Below are 16,551 nucleotides of genomic sequence, written 5' to 3'. Positions count from 1 at the left end.
TCAGGCCAGCGGCTTGGCGTGCTTCCACTTGCCCTTGAACAAGCGCAGATGAAAGGGGACGAACTTCACGAATTCCTCGAAGAGGAGCAGCGAGAAAACCCAGGTCACCGACATGTCCAGCCAGACAACCATGATCCAGGTTGCCGGTATGCGAAAGGCCCATTGGGACCAGAGGAAGATATGCATCACATAGACCGTCTCGCCCGCAGCCCTGAGCGTGTTGCCGCAGATGGCGTTCGAGCCCTTGGGAAAGGGCAGGAGGATCAGAACCGGCAAGAAGCTCATCAGGGCGGCGACGGTCGCGGCTTCGAGACCGGTGTAAATATGTTCGGCTGACAGGATGGCGCCGACATAGACGATCGCGACGAGTGCGGCAGCGACGAATGCCCCGCGCCATGCGGTTGCCAGAAATCGGTCCAGTGCGGTGCTGGAACGTCCCTGCCCCAGTAGCTGGCCCACCAAAATTCCGGTCGACTGCGCCCAGGCCATGCCAAAGGTTCCTACCACCTGAACCCAGGGTTTGATGAGTGTCATCGCCGCGAAGTCGTTCACGCTCATGGAGGCATAGATGAAGGTTGCGACACTGGCACCAAGATGGGTGGAGATGAATGTCGTCGCGATTGGCAAAGCGAAGAGGAAATGTTTGACGAAAGAGGCTGCGAGCGTGCCATGCAACCAGCCAGAAATGTCGAGATAGAAGCGGCTTTCACGCCAGATGGCCCAGATGAGGAATCCTGCACGCAAGGCAGCCGACACCGCACTGCCAACCGCAGCGCCCGTGACACCCATTGCAGGCAGACCGAACAGGCCGTGGATGAGGACGTAGCTGACACCAATATTGACGGGCAGCGCGATCAGATAGGAGTAGAATGGCAGCCGCGTCTCGCCGCAGCCGTTGAAGTGTCCTGAAAGCGCCTGCCCGAACACCTCCGCGATGATGACCACCGCGAAGACCGCAAGGTAACTGCGCGCCTCCGCAGCGATTTCGGGAGAGTGGGCGAAGCCGTCCATCAGCCCGCCGGCGAAAATCCACATGCCGCCAAGGCACAGCAGGGCGGCGGCGGCGTTGATGAAGAGCCCGCTGTAGAACGCCGTTTTCAGCGAGACGGGCTTTCCCGATCCGTATGCCTGCGCGACCAGGATCTGCGTCGCAGTTGAAAAGGAATGAAGCACCCCAAGCATCAGGCTGCTGACCGCTGTCGCAAGCCCCATGGCCGCGATGGCACCTTCACCAAGCACGGCAACCAGATAAGCGTCGATCACCACGATTCCGTGCAGCATCATCGCGCGCAGCATCATGGGCCATGCCATCTGGAAAATGGCCGAATTGTCTGGGAGGGCGGCGTGCTTGGCGGAAGTCATGTCTGGTACCGAACAGATGCCATCAAGGCGCTGACCGGACCGCAAGTCGCGTCTGAAGGGTGTCGTCTTGGTTCTTCTTGCATTTGCAGCGCGGTCCGCACTGCCGTCAGAGTCGGGCCGCGCCAGGAAGGAGAGGCGCGGCCCGTTGGCGATTTCTTCCTACGAGAAGAGAATGCCGCCATTGATGTCGTAATTGGCGCCGGTGATGAAGGAGGCTTCGTCACTGGCCAGGAAGACGGCGAGATTGGCCACTTCTTCCGAGGTGCCTTCACGCTTCAGCGGCGTGTTTCCGGCTACCATCTTGCGCACTTCCGGCTTGGTGAAGATGTTGTGGAAGTCCGTGTCGATGAGACCCGGGCAGAGCGCGTTGACGCGGATATTCTTCGGCGCAAGCTCCTTGGCCATGCCGCGGGTCATGGTTACGACCGCGCCCTTGGCCGCGCCATAGGCAAGCGCACCGCCGCCGCCGCCGTCACGGCCGGCCTGGGACGCCATGTTCACGATCGCGCCGCCTTCGGTCATGTGCGGCAGGGCGGCCTGCACCAGAAGCAGTGCGGAAGTGACATTGAGGTCCATCACCGCCTGCCAATGTTCCAGCGTGATTTCCGGGATCGTCTTGCGGGCAACGAGGCCACCGGTAACCGGCATAAGCACGTGGATCGTGCCAAATTCCTTGGCCGTGCGCTCCACAAGCGCTTTTACCTCGTCCGGCTTGGTCATGTCGCCCTGCATGGCAAATGCGCGACCGCCAGCAGCTTCAATCTCCTTGACCGCGCTCTCCGCACCATCGGCACTCTTGTAGTAGTTGATCGCGACATTGGCGCCGGCCTTGGCCAGACGCATCGCGCAGGCGCGGCCGATGTCACGACCCCCGCCGGTAACAATGGCGGTTTTGCCTTCGAGATTCATGTTCTTCTCCAGTTTCATGCGATGGTGGTTCTTGCGAGCTTCTTGACCACGACCTTGAACGAACGCTCCTGTGCGTCCGTGAAGTAGAGGTCGCAGTCATATCCCTGGTCGTCCAGGAAGTGGAAAATCCGTTTCGGCTCCTCAAGGCTGTAAGGCACCAGAAGCGTGACGATGCGGTGCCGGGTGGCGGCAGGATAGGTGGCGGTCAAGCAGGTACTGACCGGCAGACCTTCATACTCCTTCGGGTCCACACCGGGAAAGCCCGTCTCCTGCGTGATCCGTGCGTCACCTGCTTCCGACCAGACGATCTGGCCGTAAAAACCTGCCTTTTCTCCGGTATTGCGGAAGGCGCCCTTTCCGATCTCGAAGGGATTGTTGGCGTGCAGGAGCCATTGCAACTCCACGGGCTCGTCCGCATCGACGCTGTCGACGATGACGAAGAACTCGTCATTGACGAAATAGACCTCGCGTTCGACCAGTGAAACCTCGGGCGAATTGATGCGGTAGGCCGCTGTCGCATCGCCCTTGATATAGACGTGGTCGCCGCGATCCTCGGCGCTGACGATGCGGCCGGCAGAGGCCATGGCCTTTGCCTTGTCGCGGTCGGCATACTGGCCCTTGCCATTGATGAGGATCGCGTTTTTCGACTTCGTCTGTCGCCGCCAGGCCTGATGCATGGTGGAATTGAAGGCCACATAGTGACCTGACTGGATCGCCAGATCCTCGCCATAGGCGGCCAGACAGAACGCGTTCTGGTCACCGTGGCTGTGGCTGATCGAGCCAAAAGGCGAGGACTTCATGACGAAGTGAACGTGGCGCTTCGGGTCGTCCATATGCGTCTGTATCGCAGCCCAGCCGATGCCCTTGAACCAGCGCAGGCGATCTTCGTGGGCAGGCGGGGCGGCTTCCAGCAGCGGGTAATCGTGGCGGTACATCAGTTCGTCGAAATTCAGGTCCCACCACCCGTAATTGTAAAACGCCATCTCCGTGCCCGGATCATTGCGCTTCACTTCCTCGAAGTACCACTGATAGGCCGGATTTCCCGTCACGCCCGCGAACTGGCGCAGATTGTAGCCGACCTTCAGGCATACGAGATCGCCCATGGTCGAGTCGTCGCCGAATGTGGCGCGGCGCGTGTCCGGTGCCTTGGTGTAGAGCGGAAAATCTCCCGTCTTCTGGAAGAATGGGCGCTGATAGAGATCAAGCCCCGTGAAGTTCTTCAAAAGATTGGCGGCCTCCGTCAGATAGGCCATGCCCGTCATCCAGTAATGCGGACCTTCGGCCCACCCACCATCACTGTCACCCCAGGGCGAATAGACGGTGAAGAGGAACTCGATGGAATAGTTGAGCCACTCGCGGGCCTCGTCTTCCTCGCCCAGAAGCGCGATGCAGCATGGAATGAGAACGGCCGAGACCGAGCGCACCGCATGGCTGTCATAGGGGAAGAGATGGATGTTGGCGTGACGGATGACATGATGCGCCACTTCGCGAGTGCGCACCAGAAGCGCTTCGCGCACCTTTGCGCGCTCTTCATCGTCCAGACGGTCGTGGAGCCAGTCATAACCCCAGGCAAGCGCCACGGCCACGCGGAACGCCCACTCGTCCGTATAGGAACGTGACGTTGTTCCGGCCGGGTCCCATTCCGCGACCGAAAGCAGCCACTCCTTGCCGCGCGCCAGCATTTTCTCGTCATCGAGAACCTTGCCAGCAATCGCAAGATGGCGGATCGCGTAGATCAGTTCCTGACAGTCGATATAGGTCTGGCGCCAGATATGAGCGACGCGTGTGTTGTTGGGATAGGGCGCCGGTTCCGGCGTGATGTCGCGATCAAGCCACGGCTTCACCGATTTTTCGAAGAAGGCATCCCAGCCGCAATGGGTCGGGTCTTTCCGCAGATCGGCCGCGAATTTCTTCAGCTCCTTCGGTCCAAGCCACAGGCGCGGATGACCCATGTCGCTGGCAGAATATCGGGTGTCGCGGGAGGCAAGGGGCACCTCCGGTACATCTGCGGGAATTTCGAAGCTTCGCTCGCTGCTCCAATTGGTGGCCACTGCTCCGGCTTCGCTGTCCCAGACGGCGTAGTCCCAGAGATACTGGCCTGCCGGGAGCGCTTCTGGTGGCGTGAAGAAATTCAGCGGAAGGTCCGTGTAGATCCATTCGCGTTCCGCGTCGTTTTCATCACGCACGCGCACCACATAGCGCGCATCATCCTCGATGACCGGAAGCCAGGAGAAACGTGGCGGATTCTCCGTCAGCACCTCACCATTGGCAGGTGCATAGGAGATATTGAGACGGCCCGCCGGGGGCTCATCCAGCCGCGCGGGCTTGGCTGTGGTCGCAGAACTGACAGACATGAAACTGCCTTCCCGTAGCAAGTATTCTGGAAGAAGTGGTCAGGGGTGCCGCCCGCCTGCAAAGACAAGGCGGGCGGCATTGGGAGGAATTATTCCCCGTACTGGCGGTCATAGGCGGTGTTCATCACCTCCATGACCTTGTCGTAGCCAAGACGCTCGAGCTGGGCGTTGTAGCTGTCCCATTCGGCCTCGACATCGCCGGAACCGAGGATCCATGCCTGCTGCTTTTCCAGCATGTAGGTCAGGATCGAGCTCCAGTAGCGATCATAGACTTCCTGCTCTTCGGGCGTCATCGACACGCCGAGGAACTCAGGGATCAGCAGGTCTTCGCTCTCATAAAGCTTGATGCCTTCAAGTGCGATTTCGTTTGTCCACTGCTCCTCGTAGGAGTAATCCATGAAGAAGCCGCGCGGGATCTGTGCGCCGATGGCCCAGAGCTGCGCATTGACGGGGCTGTCGGAGTTCAGGACCTCGTCCTTGAACTGGGGCTTTCCGTCCACGAGATCGTACTGCTCGCCCTCCAGTCCGAAATTGGCGAGCCTGCGACCTTCCTCGGTAAACCAGAAGTCGAAATACTTGATCGTCTCAATCGGGTTCTCATTGGTGTGGCCGATTGCCCATCCATCAGGCTTCAGAAGCGTGCGGCGGTTTTCCTCGATGCGCTTGCCCGATACGCTCTTTGGCGGAAGGAACGCGCGGAAGTCGATGCCTGGCACTTCATCGGCGAGCGAGACATTGTAGCCCGATGTCGAGGCGAACCAGTCGTGGGTCATGCCGCCGACATTGTTGCCGAGAAGCTCTTCGCGCGTGCGCGCTCCGCGGGTGAAGACCTCGGGATCGATCAGGCCTTCCTTGTACCATTTGGCGATGTTGGAGATGCCGATCTTGTAGTTCTCACCCGTATAAGGGTGCTTGACCTCACCATCTTCGACATAGAAGCCGTGGGCGGCATCGGTGCCGGTGGAGCGGCCGTCCCACAGGACGAGCAGACGCAGGAGTTCCGGCCACTGGCGGGCGAAATATGGAATCTCGTCCTTCTTGCCATTGCCGTTCGGGTCCTGATTGCGGAAGGCTGTCAGAACCTCATAAAGCTCGTCGACATTGTCGGGTGCTTCAAGCCCCAGCTTGTCGAGCCAATCCTGGCGAACGAACCATGCGCGAGCAAACTTCCCGTCCGGCAGATAGGGGATATAGTAGAGGTTGCCGTCAGCCGCCTGAGCCGCTTTCAGAAGATCCGGATTCTCGTCAAAGAATGCCTTGATGTTCGGCGCATGCTCCTCGATCAGCTCGTTCAGCGGCAGAAAGGCGCCCTGCGGACCGTAGAGATTGAACTTGTCCTTCAGGCTGTCGCCGCCGACGATATCCGGGATGTCACCGGATGCGATCAACAGGTTGAAGGCTTCCTGGCTGCTGGTGGAAGCAAGTGAAGCGACATTGTTGAGGCTGACGCCCGTCAGCTCTGCCGCCCGCTTCTCGACCGGCCAGTTGTTGTCATAGACAACGCGGTCACGGAAGTGGAAGTGGATGTCGAGCGTCAGCGGCTCGTCGGTCACCTTCAGATGTTCGTCGGCAAAGACCGGGGTGGTGAAAGCCACCGTGGCGGCCAGAAGTGCCGATATGCTACGCAGATTTCGCATGTTCTCCTCCATGATGATGCGAATTCTCATTCCTTGACGCCGCCCAGAAGGATGCCCTTGTTGAAGTATTTCTGGACGAAGGGGTAAATCAGCAGGACCGGGATGATCGAGCAGATCATGATCGCCGCGCTCACCGTCTCGAACGAGTAGTCGGCATTGAGCAGGGTGACGGCGAACTCGTCGTCGGCGGTCAGTTCGATGATGGTTTGGCGCAGATAGACCTGCAGCGGGATCTTGTCTTCCGAGCGTAAGAGAACCATGGCCCAGAAGTAGCCGTTCCAGCGTGAGACGATGCAGAACAGCGTGATTGTTGCGAGCGCGGGCTTGGATAGCGGGATGAACACCTTCCACAGCACCTGGAACTCGTTCGCCCCGTCCATGCGCGCGGCTTCCTCGAAGGACTTGGGAATGCTCTCGAAGAAGTTGCGCAACAGGATGATGTTGAAGCCATTCACCGCGAAGGCGATGATGATGCCGAAATAGCTGTCGAGAAGGCCAAGATCGCGCATGTTCAGGAAGAACGGGATCAGGCCGGCATTGAACCACATGGTGAAGGCCACGAAGAGGTTCCAGAACCGGCGGCCGATCAGCTGCGGCCGCGACAGCGCATAGGCACCCGGTACAATCAGAAGCAGGCTCATCAGCGTGCCGCCGAAAGTGTAGATGAAGGTGTTGCCGTAGGAGGTCCAGAACATGGGCTCCGAAAGCACCTTCTCATAAGCCGCCAGCGTCAGCTGCACCGGATAGAGAAAGACCTGTCCGGACGTCACCGCAAAGCCCGATGAAAACGACACCGCAAGGATGTAGAGAAACGGGTAGAGCGTGGAGATGGTGAAGAGGCCCACCAGAACCATGTTTGCTATGACGAACAGACGGTCGCCGCGCGAATACAGATTGGTCATGACGCCCTCCTCACCACAGCGACGTTTTCGAGACACGGCGGCTGATCGTGTTGGCCGCCATCACCAGGATGAAGGCAACAACCGCGTTGAAGAGACCGGCAGCGGCGGCGAGATCGTATTGCGCCCCCTGCAGGCCCTGCCTGTAGATGAAGGAATTGATCACATCACCCGTCTGGTAGGTCGCCGGCTGGTAGAGCAGGATGATGAGCTCGAAACCCACTTCCAGCAGATTGCCGATGCGGATGATCAGCATGATGATGATGGTTGGCAGAATGGATGGAAGCGTGATCTTCCACATCATCTGCCAGCGGCTGGCGCCATCGACCACGGCACTTTCATAGAGTGACGGGTTAACGCCGGCGATTGCTGCCAGATAGACGATCGACTGGAAGCCTGCCTCCTGCCAGATGCCGGTGCCGATGAAGATCGGCCTGAACCATTCCGGTCTCGTCAGGAAGTAGATCGGCTCGAAGCCAAGCTTTTGAAGCGCCAGATTGATCACGCCCGTGGATGGCGAGAACACCGAAATGACGATACCGGCGATGATCACGAGCGAAATGAAGTGCGGCAGGTAGACGATGGTCTGCGCAGTGCGCTTGTAGCGCTCATTGCGTATCTCGTTGAACATCAGCGCCAGGATGATCGGCACGGGAAAGCCCACCAGCAGGCTGAGGCTGGAAATGATGAAGGTATTCTTGATCGCGCGCAGGAACTGGTCGTTTCCAAACAGCGTCTGGAAATGCTCGAAGCCGATCCAGGGGCTGCCTGCGACGCCGCGGAAAATGGAGTAGTCCTTGAAGGCGATCTGCAGGCCGTACATCGGTTTGTAGAGAAATACCACGAACCAGATCAGGACCGGCAGCAGCATCAGATAGATCTGCCATTCGCGGCGCATGTGGTCGCCAAGCCAGACCGCGCGACGGCGGAAACGATCACGTTGGGATTCCTTGGCCTCTGCGACGAGCTCCTCTGTCGCAGGACCGACAGTCTCGCGCATGCTCATGCCGCCATCTCCGTGAGCTGCGACTGCAGAATGCGTCCGCTTTCCAGGTCGAAGATCTTGATGTCGCGCGGCATGACATAGACGGTCTCGACCGACTGAAGGTGATCCGTGCGTCCGCCCGTCTCGGTCTTCACGACGAATGGGGTGTCGCCAACCGTCGTATGCAGAAGCGCTTCCGATCCCAGTGTTTCGACAAGGTCGAGTTCGACGGGGATCGCGGTTGCGCCTTCAACGGGTTTCACCGAGGTGTGTTCTGGACGGATACCGACAATGATCCGACGTCCGCTATGGCCAAGAAGCTCCTTGGCGGCAGGAAGGCGGATGCGCGCATTCTGCGTGATGGCGACCATGCCGCCATCTTCCGCGGCGATTTCCGCCTCGAACTGGTTCATGGGCGGGGAGCCGATGAAGCCGGCAACAAAGGTGTTCACCGGATTGTTGAACAGGTCCATCGGCGCGCCGATCTGTTCGATCCGACCATCCCTCATCACCACGATACGGTCGGCCAAGGTCATGGCTTCCACCTGGTCGTGGGTCACGTAGATCGAGGTCACGCCAAGGCGCTTGTGAAGCCGCTTGATCTCCGAGCGCATCTGCGTGCGCAGCTTGGCATCGAGGTTGGACAGCGGCTCATCGAAAAGGAAGACCTTGGGATGACGCACGATGGCGCGACCCATGGCAACGCGCTGGCGCTGACCGCCGGAAAGGTCGGACGGCTTGCGGTCGAGATATTCCGTCAGGCCGAGGATCTTGGCGACTTCCTCAACGGACTGCGCGATTTCCTGCTTTGGAACGCGGCGAATGCGAAGACCAAACGCAATATTGTCGGCCACATTGAGGTGGGGATAGAGCGCGTAGTTCTGGAACACCATCGCCACATCGCGATCCTTTGGCGCCACGCGATTGACCACGCGGTCACCGATGGAAAGCGTGCCGGAGGTGATCTCCTCAAGGCCTGCTATCATGCGCAGGGTCGTCGACTTCCCGCAGCCCGAAGGCCCGACCAGCACAACGAATTCCTGCGGATTTACCTGCAGATCAATTCCGTGGACGACTTCAAGCGAGCCGTAATTCTTTACAATCCTGTTCAGATTGACGCCTGACATTCCATCCTCCCGGCGAAGCCGCTTGCGCGGTACTCAATCTCCCATGCCGCGTTGTTCTGCGGCAGGTGGAAAGGGATATGCCATATCTGCACAAATTACAATACAAATATTGACAACTTTGCGACGGGATTGCACAACTGCCGCCCAAGGGAGGATTTTGGATGCAGATACAATCAGTGCGCGTTACGCCGATCGCTGTGCCGGATGTGCCGATCCGGAATTTGAAAGGCACGCATCAGCAGGTATTCCTGCGATCAATCATAGAGGTCGAGTGTTCGGATGGCAGCGTGGGTCTTTCCGAAACATACGGCGCGAAGCGCACACTTTCCGGCCTTCAAAAGGTAGCGTCAAGCCTTGTTGGCTTAGACATCTTCGACCTCAATCGCCTGGCCCGCATCATTCGTGAAGCCCTGCCTGCGACTGCAGGTGTCAACGCGCCGACAGCCCTCGCCGACCACAAACTCTCAGATGTGGTCTATAGCGCCTATGAAGTTGCGCTTCTCGACCTGCAGGGGAAATATTTAAAGCGCCCGGTCTGCGATCTGCTCGGTGGTGCGGTCCGCGACCGCGTGCCGTTCGGCGGATACCTGTTTTACAAATTTGCGAAGCCGGAAGAACAAGTTGGCACGGATTTGTTCGGGGAGGTGCTGACTCCCGATGCTCTTGTCGAACAGGCGCAGCATTTCGTGGATGAACACGGCTTCAAGTCGCTCAAGCTCAAGGGTGGAGTATTGGAGCCGGAGCTGGAAGTCGAGACCCTGTTGAAACTCAAGGAGCGCTTTCCCGGTCACCCGCTGCGCATCGACCCGATGGGCGCGTGGACGCCGGAGACAGCCCTGAAGCTGGCCAATCGGCTTGAACATGTGCTCGAATATCTGGAGGACCCCTCCCCCGGTATGGACGGCATGGCCGCGGTCGGACCGAAATGCCCGATCCCGCTGGCGACCAATCTGGTCGTGGTCGAATATCCGCAAATATTCGAGGCCGTGCAGCGCAATGCGGTCCAGATCATCCTGTCCGACCATCATTACTGGCGAGGCATGACAGGCGCCATTACCCTCGGACGGATCTGTGATGCAGCCGGTCTCGGCGTCGCCATGCACTCCAATTCGCACCTCGGCATCTCGCTTGCCGCGATGGTTCATGTGGCCGCTGCAACGCCTAACCTCACCTATGACTGCGACACGCATTATCCGTGGGTGCAGGATGAGGTGATCAAGGGTGGCACGTGGAAGTTCAAGGATGGCAGCCTGCCCGTTCCAACCGCGCCCGGTCTGGGCGTCGAGTTGGACCATGAGGCGCTTTCGCGCCTGCATGCGCTTTATCAGGAATGCGGTGTCGATGATCGCGACGACCTCGCGGAGATCCGCAAATATATCCCGGATTTCGAGCGGCTTGTGCCGCGTTGGTGAGCTACGAAGAGGAGTAGAGAAATGGATGTAAGAAAGGACGCGCCGGAGGAGTGGCGTGTATCGGGACCGGGCGCAAAGCGGCGGATCCTGTGCCAGAACCCGGAACTGATGATGGTTGCATTTCACTTCGAAAAGGGTGGCGAAGGCCTGCCGCACAGCCATCCGCATGTGCAGACCACCTATGTGACTTCCGGAAGATTTCGCTTCACTGTCTCCGGAGATACGCAGGATCTGGGGCCGGGTGACGCGATGCTGATCCCCTCCAATGCAGAGCACTCCTGTCTCTGCCTGGAGGAAGGCGAACTGATCGATGCCTTCACCCCGCGCAGGGATGACTTCATGGAAGCGCACGAACTGCCGCTTTGAAGTGGCACGTTCAAGCAGCCAAGAGCGCCGGCACCGTTGCCGGCGCCTTTTGCGTCAGTCGCCCTGGAAGACGCGATGGCGCGCATTCTCGATATGACGACGCATGGCGGTGCGGGCGGCGTCCGGCTTCTTTTCCTGGATCGCGGAAAAGATCACGTCATGCTCTGCCTGCACCAGCGCCAGCCGCTCTTGTGACTTTGTCAGCGAGAGATTGCGCGTCAGATTGAGGCCCATCAGAATATTGGCCTGCATCGAGGATCGGGCGGCGACGAAATAGTGGTTGTCCGAAGCTGCACAGACCAGCGCGTGAAAGGTCTCGTCCGCATCCACGCCAAGCTCACCCTCGGCCACGCAGCGTGCCAGTTCGTCCAAAGCGGCCTGAAGCTGGGAGAGCTGCTTTTCCGTGCGTCGTTCGGCTGCCAGATATGCGGCCTCACCTTCAATCGCTGCACGGAACTCGAAGGTGCGCTGAATATCTGCAATGGAGCCGATGGGAGCGAAATCGAGAACTGCCGTATCCGGCTTGCGCGTGACATAGGACCCCGAGCCCTGCCGCGAGACGATGACCTGATCCTCCCGAAGCTGGCGCAGGGCCTGGCGGAGAACGGGGCGCGAGACCCCGAACTCGTCACATAATTCATGCTCGGTCGGAAGTTTTCCGCCCACAGGTATCTCGCCATTGACGATCTTGGCGAGCACCCGCTCATAAACCGAGTCTGCAAGTGTACGGTCTCCGGACGCTTCCGGAGTGCCGATGATGGCCAAGTGGGTTATCCCGCTAGCGCCTGGCTTCCGTTTGCTACTCTCCATGCGTTGTATTTCTCTTTCGTCAGCGGATCCGTCGGCGGGTAGAGACCGAATGTCGAGGCGCCTTCCTGGACCATTTCGAGGACGAAATCCTCAAAGTCCGTCATGGATACGGCTTCGTCGGCCACGTCATCGGCTATCTCCCGCGGAATACATACAACACCCTCATTGTCGCCGACAATCACGTCACCGGGGAAAACGGAGATGCCGCCGCACGCAATCGGCTCGTTGATGCCCACGGCATGGTGTTTTGTCAGATTGGTCGGGGCGCTGGGACGCGTGTGGTAAGCCGGCATCTCAAGTTCCGCGATTTCCGGCGTGTCGCGAAAACCGCCATCAGTCACGATACCCGCGCAGCCAAGGCGCATGAGGCGGGTGGCGAGAATGCAGCCGGCGGATGCAGCCGTGGCATCCCCCCGGGAATCAATCACGAAGACCGCGCCATCAGGGCACTCCTCGACACCTTTGCGCTGCGCGTTTTCGCGGTCTGCAAAAGACTCCAGAACGTCGATATCTTCGCGAGCTGGAATATAGCGCAGCGTATAGGCAAAGCCGACCATGTTGGCGCCCTTGTTGATGCGCTGCGGCCCCTGCATGAACTGGTTGCGGAAACCCCGCTTGAAAAGCGCAGTGGTCAGCGTGGCCGTGCTGACCTTCGACAATTTGCGCTTCGTTTCGGGATTAAGAGGGGTCATGACAGCGCTCCAGGCGGTTCAACGTGAATTTGTCATGATAATGACCGGCTCGATCCAGCTTGTCAATATTTGTAATTTTTTGTCACGACAAATTACGGTTGGCCCGGAGTACCCTCTTGTGCTCTCAGGATGCGCAAGGCTGCACATGCTGCCCCGAAACCATTGTCGATATTGACGACACTCAGACCCGCCGCACAGCTTGCCAGCATGGACGACAAAGCTGTCTCGCCGCCGCGCGCAACGCCGTAACCCGTGGATGTGGGGACTCCGATTACCGGTCGCGAGACTTGGCCGGCAACAACGCTCGCAAGCGCGGCATCCATGCCTGCAACCGCGATGACCACCTTGTGACGCTCGATTTCTTCCAGCCTTGCCAGCAAGCGGTGAAGGCCTGCAACGCCGACATCGAAGATCATGCTCGCGTCATGGCCATGAAATGCCAGTGTCCGTTGCGCCTCCCAGGCGGCTGGCGCATCGGACGTGCCCGCCGTGACAATGGCAACCGTTCCCGTTTCACGCTTGGAAGGGAGCGACCCGATCACACCGGTCCGTGAGGGCGCGTGATATTCCATCCCGGGAAGCTTGGCCGCCAGATCGGGATCGAGCCGCGTAAAGAGCACCGAGGCATCGCGTTCGATTGCGGATGCGGCAATGGCGGCAAGCTGTTCGAAGGACTTGCCTTTGGCCAGAACGGCTTCGCCGATGCCGATGCGTTGGCGCCGACCCCAGTCGAAGTTCACTTCATCGCCGATCGTGCTCACTTGGCACCCCGCAGAAAGGCGCTGCCACGTTTGTAGGCTGCAAGCTGCACCGTTTCATCGGCGAGCACACTGGCTTCGGCTGCCAGTTCCAATCGTTGCGAGGCAGTGAGGCTGTCGAGGCGATCCGGGTCGATTTCAAGTACGAAGCCTCCGGCACGCTTGCGGCAGCGCAGGGTGTGATAGCCGTGGCGACGGCGCAATTCGCTTTCGACACGGTCTATGCGCTGCAGCGTGGCCGGATCGATGGTGATGCCGGTCTCAACGCGACTTGATAGGCAAGGCGAAGCCGGCAACTCCGACAATGCCTGCAAACCCATTCCGGAAGCCAGCGCCCTCACATCCTGCTTGGCGAAACTGGCTTCGACGAACGGATGGCGGACGCCATGTTGTCTGGCGGCCTCAAGGCCCGGGCGCCAGTCGTCCAGATCATCCAGATTGGTGCCGGAAAGAAGCGTGCCTCCGACAGCTTGTGCCATGGTGCCATAAAGGTTCGTCTTGCAGAAAAAGCAGCGATTGGCCGGATTGGCGATGTAATCGGGATCTGCGAATTCCCGAGCATCAATGATTTTCAGATCCCAACCTTCAGCTTCAGCGAGCGTTTTCACGCGCGTTGTCGCTTCGGCCGGCACAGCCGGGGAAACGGCGTGAACCATCGTGCAAGCGATGCCATGACGGTGAGTGACAGCCGCGAGGGTCATCGAGTCCACGCCGCCGCTGACCGCGATTGCAGGAGTTGTAATGCTTCTTAATATCTCTGCGAGTGTGCGCGGGTCAGCCATCATCGCCTTCCAGCCTGCGTCGCAGCGCCTCGCGCTCGGCACGCGTTTGCGCATGCTGCTTCAGGTCATCGAACTCTGCCTTGGCCGTAGTGGCGGTGGGGCGCGTGACCTTTTTCACCCGCACATCGTCGCGCACTATCTCGTCGCGCGGCAAGATGTGGCGCTTCACATGGGCTTCACGAATTCCAAGGGTGGAAGTCTGCTCGAAAATGACCGCGACGACTTCATCAACCTTTCCCGCCTCGCAAAGCACACGTACCGAGGCCGCCATGCGGCCCTTCTTGCCGACAACCGCATATTGCAGCACATCGCGCACCGCCGCGTGCGCGCGGATGATGTCGAGGGCGTGCGCAAGATCTTCGCCCGTCTGATCGTCGACCTCGAAAGACAATTCCACGAGGCTGTCTCTGCGATTGTTCGCGGCTTTCTCCTCAACCGCAATTTCCAGCGCGCGCAGCATGTTGGGGCGGCCCGGCAATACTCGTGAACCAAAACCGGCTCCGCTGCGCGCCAGGGTTCCTTGCGGGGCTACCTTGACGATTACGGGCTGGAGATAAGCCAGAATGGCCGCGCCGGTGGGTGTTACCCGCTCTCCCTCAATGCCGTCATCATGCACCGCAAAGCCGTGCAACAGATGCGTAGTGGCGGGCGCTGGCACTGGCATCATGCCGTGTTCTGTCCTGACCGTGCTTCCTCCCAACGGAAGCGCCCCAATGCTGATGCTATCCGGTTTCAGCCGATCAAGCAGAAAGCCTGCCAAGCCTATGTCGATGATGGAATCCACCGCACCGACTTCATGGAAATGAACCTTTTCCACACTCGTTCCGTGAACGGCGGCTTCCGCTTCGGCAAGTTTCGAGAAGATGCCGCAGGCAATATGGGAGGCATTTGGGGAAAGCAGTGGCGAGGCCGTGATGATCTCGACCACATCCTTCAGATGCCGGTGGTGATGCTGATGCGCGCAGGCGATGTGAAGGCGCAAGCCGGCGAAGCCGCCAAAGGGGCCGCGTTCAAGCGTGACATCTGCCTGTCCCGGCAAGAGCGACGTCGCCATAGCGATTGTCTCCTCCTGCAACTCGGGCGCAAGATGCAGGAGCGCGGCTGCGAACATGTCGCCGGCAATGCCGCCAACCGGATCAAGATGCAGGTGACGCGGCATCAGGCAGCCTTGTGGAAGGGCACCACATAGGGGCCTTCGGGTATAACCGCGATCTCGCGCGCACCCGTCTCGACAAGCACCTCGCGCAGCGCCTCATTGACATCGTCGCGACATGTCACGCCGGTGACGGCACGGTCTTCCTCGCTCAAGGCCGGCGCGACCAGAACGATACGTCCAACCCGCATGGGCTTGAGCTGCATCTCGGTCTGCCACTCGTCGATATCGGCGAAATCCTTCTTCAGCAGCGTTTGCAGGAACGCCTCCGGCCCCAACTCCACAAGACGTTTCTGGGCTTCGCGAAATTCTGCCGAGCCGATCCCCTCCCCGCATTCGGAGACGATTATAAGCGTGCCGTCATCGCCGAGAATATCTATCGGCGTCACCATGCCCTTGACTGTCTGGTAATAGGTCCGATCGAGCGGGTAGCCCGCCGCACTCGTCACGACCACGGGGAATTTGCGCCCGACCTTCACCTCGATGGAATCGCGCACGAATTCCACAGCTGCAGCGTGGCTTTCGATGATCTCGCCAAAGCTGGTGAAGATCAGGTTGCGCTCTTCGTCGAGGACGGTGTTGAGACCATAGATCGTGCCACCCAGCATGCGCACGATCTCAAGCTGGGCCTCGTGCAGCGGATTGCCCTGCAGATTGCAGCTTGTCGCCAGCGGGTCTTCCATGAACCGCGCGGAATGGAATGTGCGGATGGTGGTGTGATGGGCAACACCTGGCGCGATGACCTTGCGCCCGCCCGAATAGCCGGCCATGAAATGCGGCTCGACCAGTCCGGTGGCAATGCGGATATCCGCTTCCACAAAACGGCGATCGATGCCGACGGGCACCTTGCGCGTGGGCGTTTCGCCCAGCATCACATGGTCCTCGTCATTCAGCGCATAGTGGTTGACGCAGGCGACGTTTTTCAGAACCCACGGATCGCCGACAAGTTCGGCAAGCTCCTCGCCCAGATTGGGGCGGTGGAGGCCGGTTGCGACAAGGACGGTGATGCCCGAAAGCGGCACACCCGCACCCGACAGACGCTCGATGATCGGACGCAGGAAAAGGTGGTTGGGCACCGGCCGCGTGATGTCGCATATGAGGATGCAGGCCGACTTCGCTGTCTTCGCAGCCTCTTCCAGGGAAGGCGCTGCAATCGGCGCGTTCAGCGCATTCTCGATTACCTGCGCCGGGTTTCCCGGCACAGGCAGGCTTTCCTTGCGAACAATGGTGGCGCTGACTGTTTCGGGAACCGAAAGCTCAAGACCTGTGCGGCCATAGGCGAGTTCGATCTTCATTTTAACCTCC

General features: G+C 59.6%; 15 protein-coding genes. 2 read left to right on the top strand and 13 right to left on the bottom strand.

What is annotated here, in order from left to right; translation table 11 throughout:
- The 7 genes from WA367_RS17530 to WA367_RS17500 form a co-directional block, all read right to left on the bottom strand.
- The gene (locus WA367_RS17530) at positions 1–1,362 is read right to left on the bottom strand and encodes an MATE family efflux transporter (protein ID WP_336058060.1); all 1,362 of its coding nucleotides are present in this window, start codon (positions 1,360–1,362) and stop codon (positions 1–3) included.
- Between the two features lie 159 nt (positions 1,363–1,521).
- Positions 1,522–2,271, bottom strand: coding sequence for an SDR family NAD(P)-dependent oxidoreductase (locus WA367_RS17525; protein WP_336058059.1), 750 nt, complete (start codon positions 2,269–2,271; stop codon positions 1,522–1,524).
- Between the two features lie 14 nt (positions 2,272–2,285).
- Positions 2,286–4,625, bottom strand: a complete 2,340-nt coding sequence (locus tag WA367_RS17520) for a DUF4962 domain-containing protein (protein WP_336058058.1) — start codon at positions 4,623–4,625, stop codon at positions 2,286–2,288.
- A gap of 89 nt (positions 4,626–4,714) precedes the next feature.
- Positions 4,715–6,262: an extracellular solute-binding protein gene (locus WA367_RS17515; protein WP_336058173.1), complete on the bottom strand. Its 1,548-nt coding sequence runs from the start codon at positions 6,260–6,262 to the stop codon at positions 4,715–4,717.
- A 26-nt stretch (positions 6,263–6,288) separates the two neighbouring features.
- On the bottom strand, positions 6,289–7,164 hold the full coding sequence (locus WA367_RS17510; protein ID WP_336058057.1) for a carbohydrate ABC transporter permease: 876 nt from the start codon (positions 7,162–7,164) through the stop codon (positions 6,289–6,291).
- A 10-nt stretch (positions 7,165–7,174) separates the two neighbouring features.
- Positions 7,175–8,059: an ABC transporter permease gene (locus tag WA367_RS17505; RefSeq protein WP_336058172.1), complete on the bottom strand. Its 885-nt coding sequence runs from the start codon at positions 8,057–8,059 to the stop codon at positions 7,175–7,177.
- A gap of 104 nt (positions 8,060–8,163) precedes the next feature.
- Positions 8,164–9,273 carry an ABC transporter ATP-binding protein gene (locus WA367_RS17500; RefSeq protein WP_336058056.1) on the bottom strand — a complete coding sequence of 370 codons (1,110 nt, stop codon included), beginning with the start codon at positions 9,271–9,273 and terminating at the stop codon, positions 8,164–8,166.
- A 161-nt stretch (positions 9,274–9,434) separates the two neighbouring features.
- Between WA367_RS17500 and WA367_RS17495 the strand changes: the two genes are divergently transcribed.
- Both WA367_RS17495 and WA367_RS17490 read left to right on the top strand, forming a co-directional pair.
- A complete protein-coding gene (locus WA367_RS17495) occupies positions 9,435–10,685 on the top strand; it encodes an enolase C-terminal domain-like protein (protein WP_336058055.1) in 1,251 nt (416 codons plus the stop codon).
- Between the two features lie 21 nt (positions 10,686–10,706).
- A complete protein-coding gene (locus WA367_RS17490; protein ID WP_336058054.1) occupies positions 10,707–11,051 on the top strand; it encodes a cupin domain-containing protein in 345 nt (114 codons plus the stop codon).
- A 54-nt stretch (positions 11,052–11,105) separates the two neighbouring features.
- On the opposite strand, the gene WA367_RS17485 is transcribed toward WA367_RS17490, so the two are convergent.
- From WA367_RS17485 to larA, 6 genes are all read right to left on the bottom strand, one after another.
- Positions 11,106–11,816: a FadR/GntR family transcriptional regulator gene (locus WA367_RS17485; RefSeq protein ID WP_336058053.1), complete on the bottom strand. Its 711-nt coding sequence runs from the start codon at positions 11,814–11,816 to the stop codon at positions 11,106–11,108.
- Positions 11,817–11,821: 5 nt separating this feature from the next.
- Positions 11,822–12,553: a ribonuclease activity regulator RraA gene (locus WA367_RS17480; RefSeq protein WP_336058052.1), complete on the bottom strand. Its 732-nt coding sequence runs from the start codon at positions 12,551–12,553 to the stop codon at positions 11,822–11,824.
- Between the two features lie 92 nt (positions 12,554–12,645).
- Positions 12,646–13,314, bottom strand: a complete 669-nt coding sequence (gene larB / locus WA367_RS17475; protein WP_336058051.1) for a nickel pincer cofactor biosynthesis protein LarB — start codon at positions 13,312–13,314, stop codon at positions 12,646–12,648.
- The gene (locus tag WA367_RS17470; protein WP_336058050.1) at positions 13,311–14,093 is read right to left on the bottom strand and encodes an adenine nucleotide alpha hydrolase; all 783 of its coding nucleotides are present in this window, start codon (positions 14,091–14,093) and stop codon (positions 13,311–13,313) included. Before WA367_RS17470 ends, larB begins: the two co-directional genes overlap by 4 nt.
- A complete protein-coding gene (locus WA367_RS17465) occupies positions 14,086–15,252 on the bottom strand; it encodes a LarC family nickel insertion protein (RefSeq protein WP_336058049.1) in 1,167 nt (388 codons plus the stop codon). The genes WA367_RS17470 and WA367_RS17465 overlap by 8 nt, the downstream gene beginning before the upstream one ends.
- Entirely contained in the window at positions 15,252–16,541 is a 1,290-nt protein-coding gene (gene larA, locus WA367_RS17460) for a nickel-dependent lactate racemase (protein WP_336058048.1), read from the bottom strand. The genes WA367_RS17465 and larA overlap by 1 nt, the downstream gene beginning before the upstream one ends.
- Positions 16,542–16,551 lie beyond the last annotated feature (10 nt).

The organism is Nitratireductor sp. CH_MIT9313-5 (assembly GCF_037029545.1).
In the GTDB taxonomy this organism is placed as follows: domain Bacteria; phylum Pseudomonadota; class Alphaproteobacteria; order Rhizobiales; family Rhizobiaceae; genus Chelativorans.
Note: the sequence above shows the minus strand (reverse complement) of the source record. Positions and strands in the feature narration are given on the sequence as shown.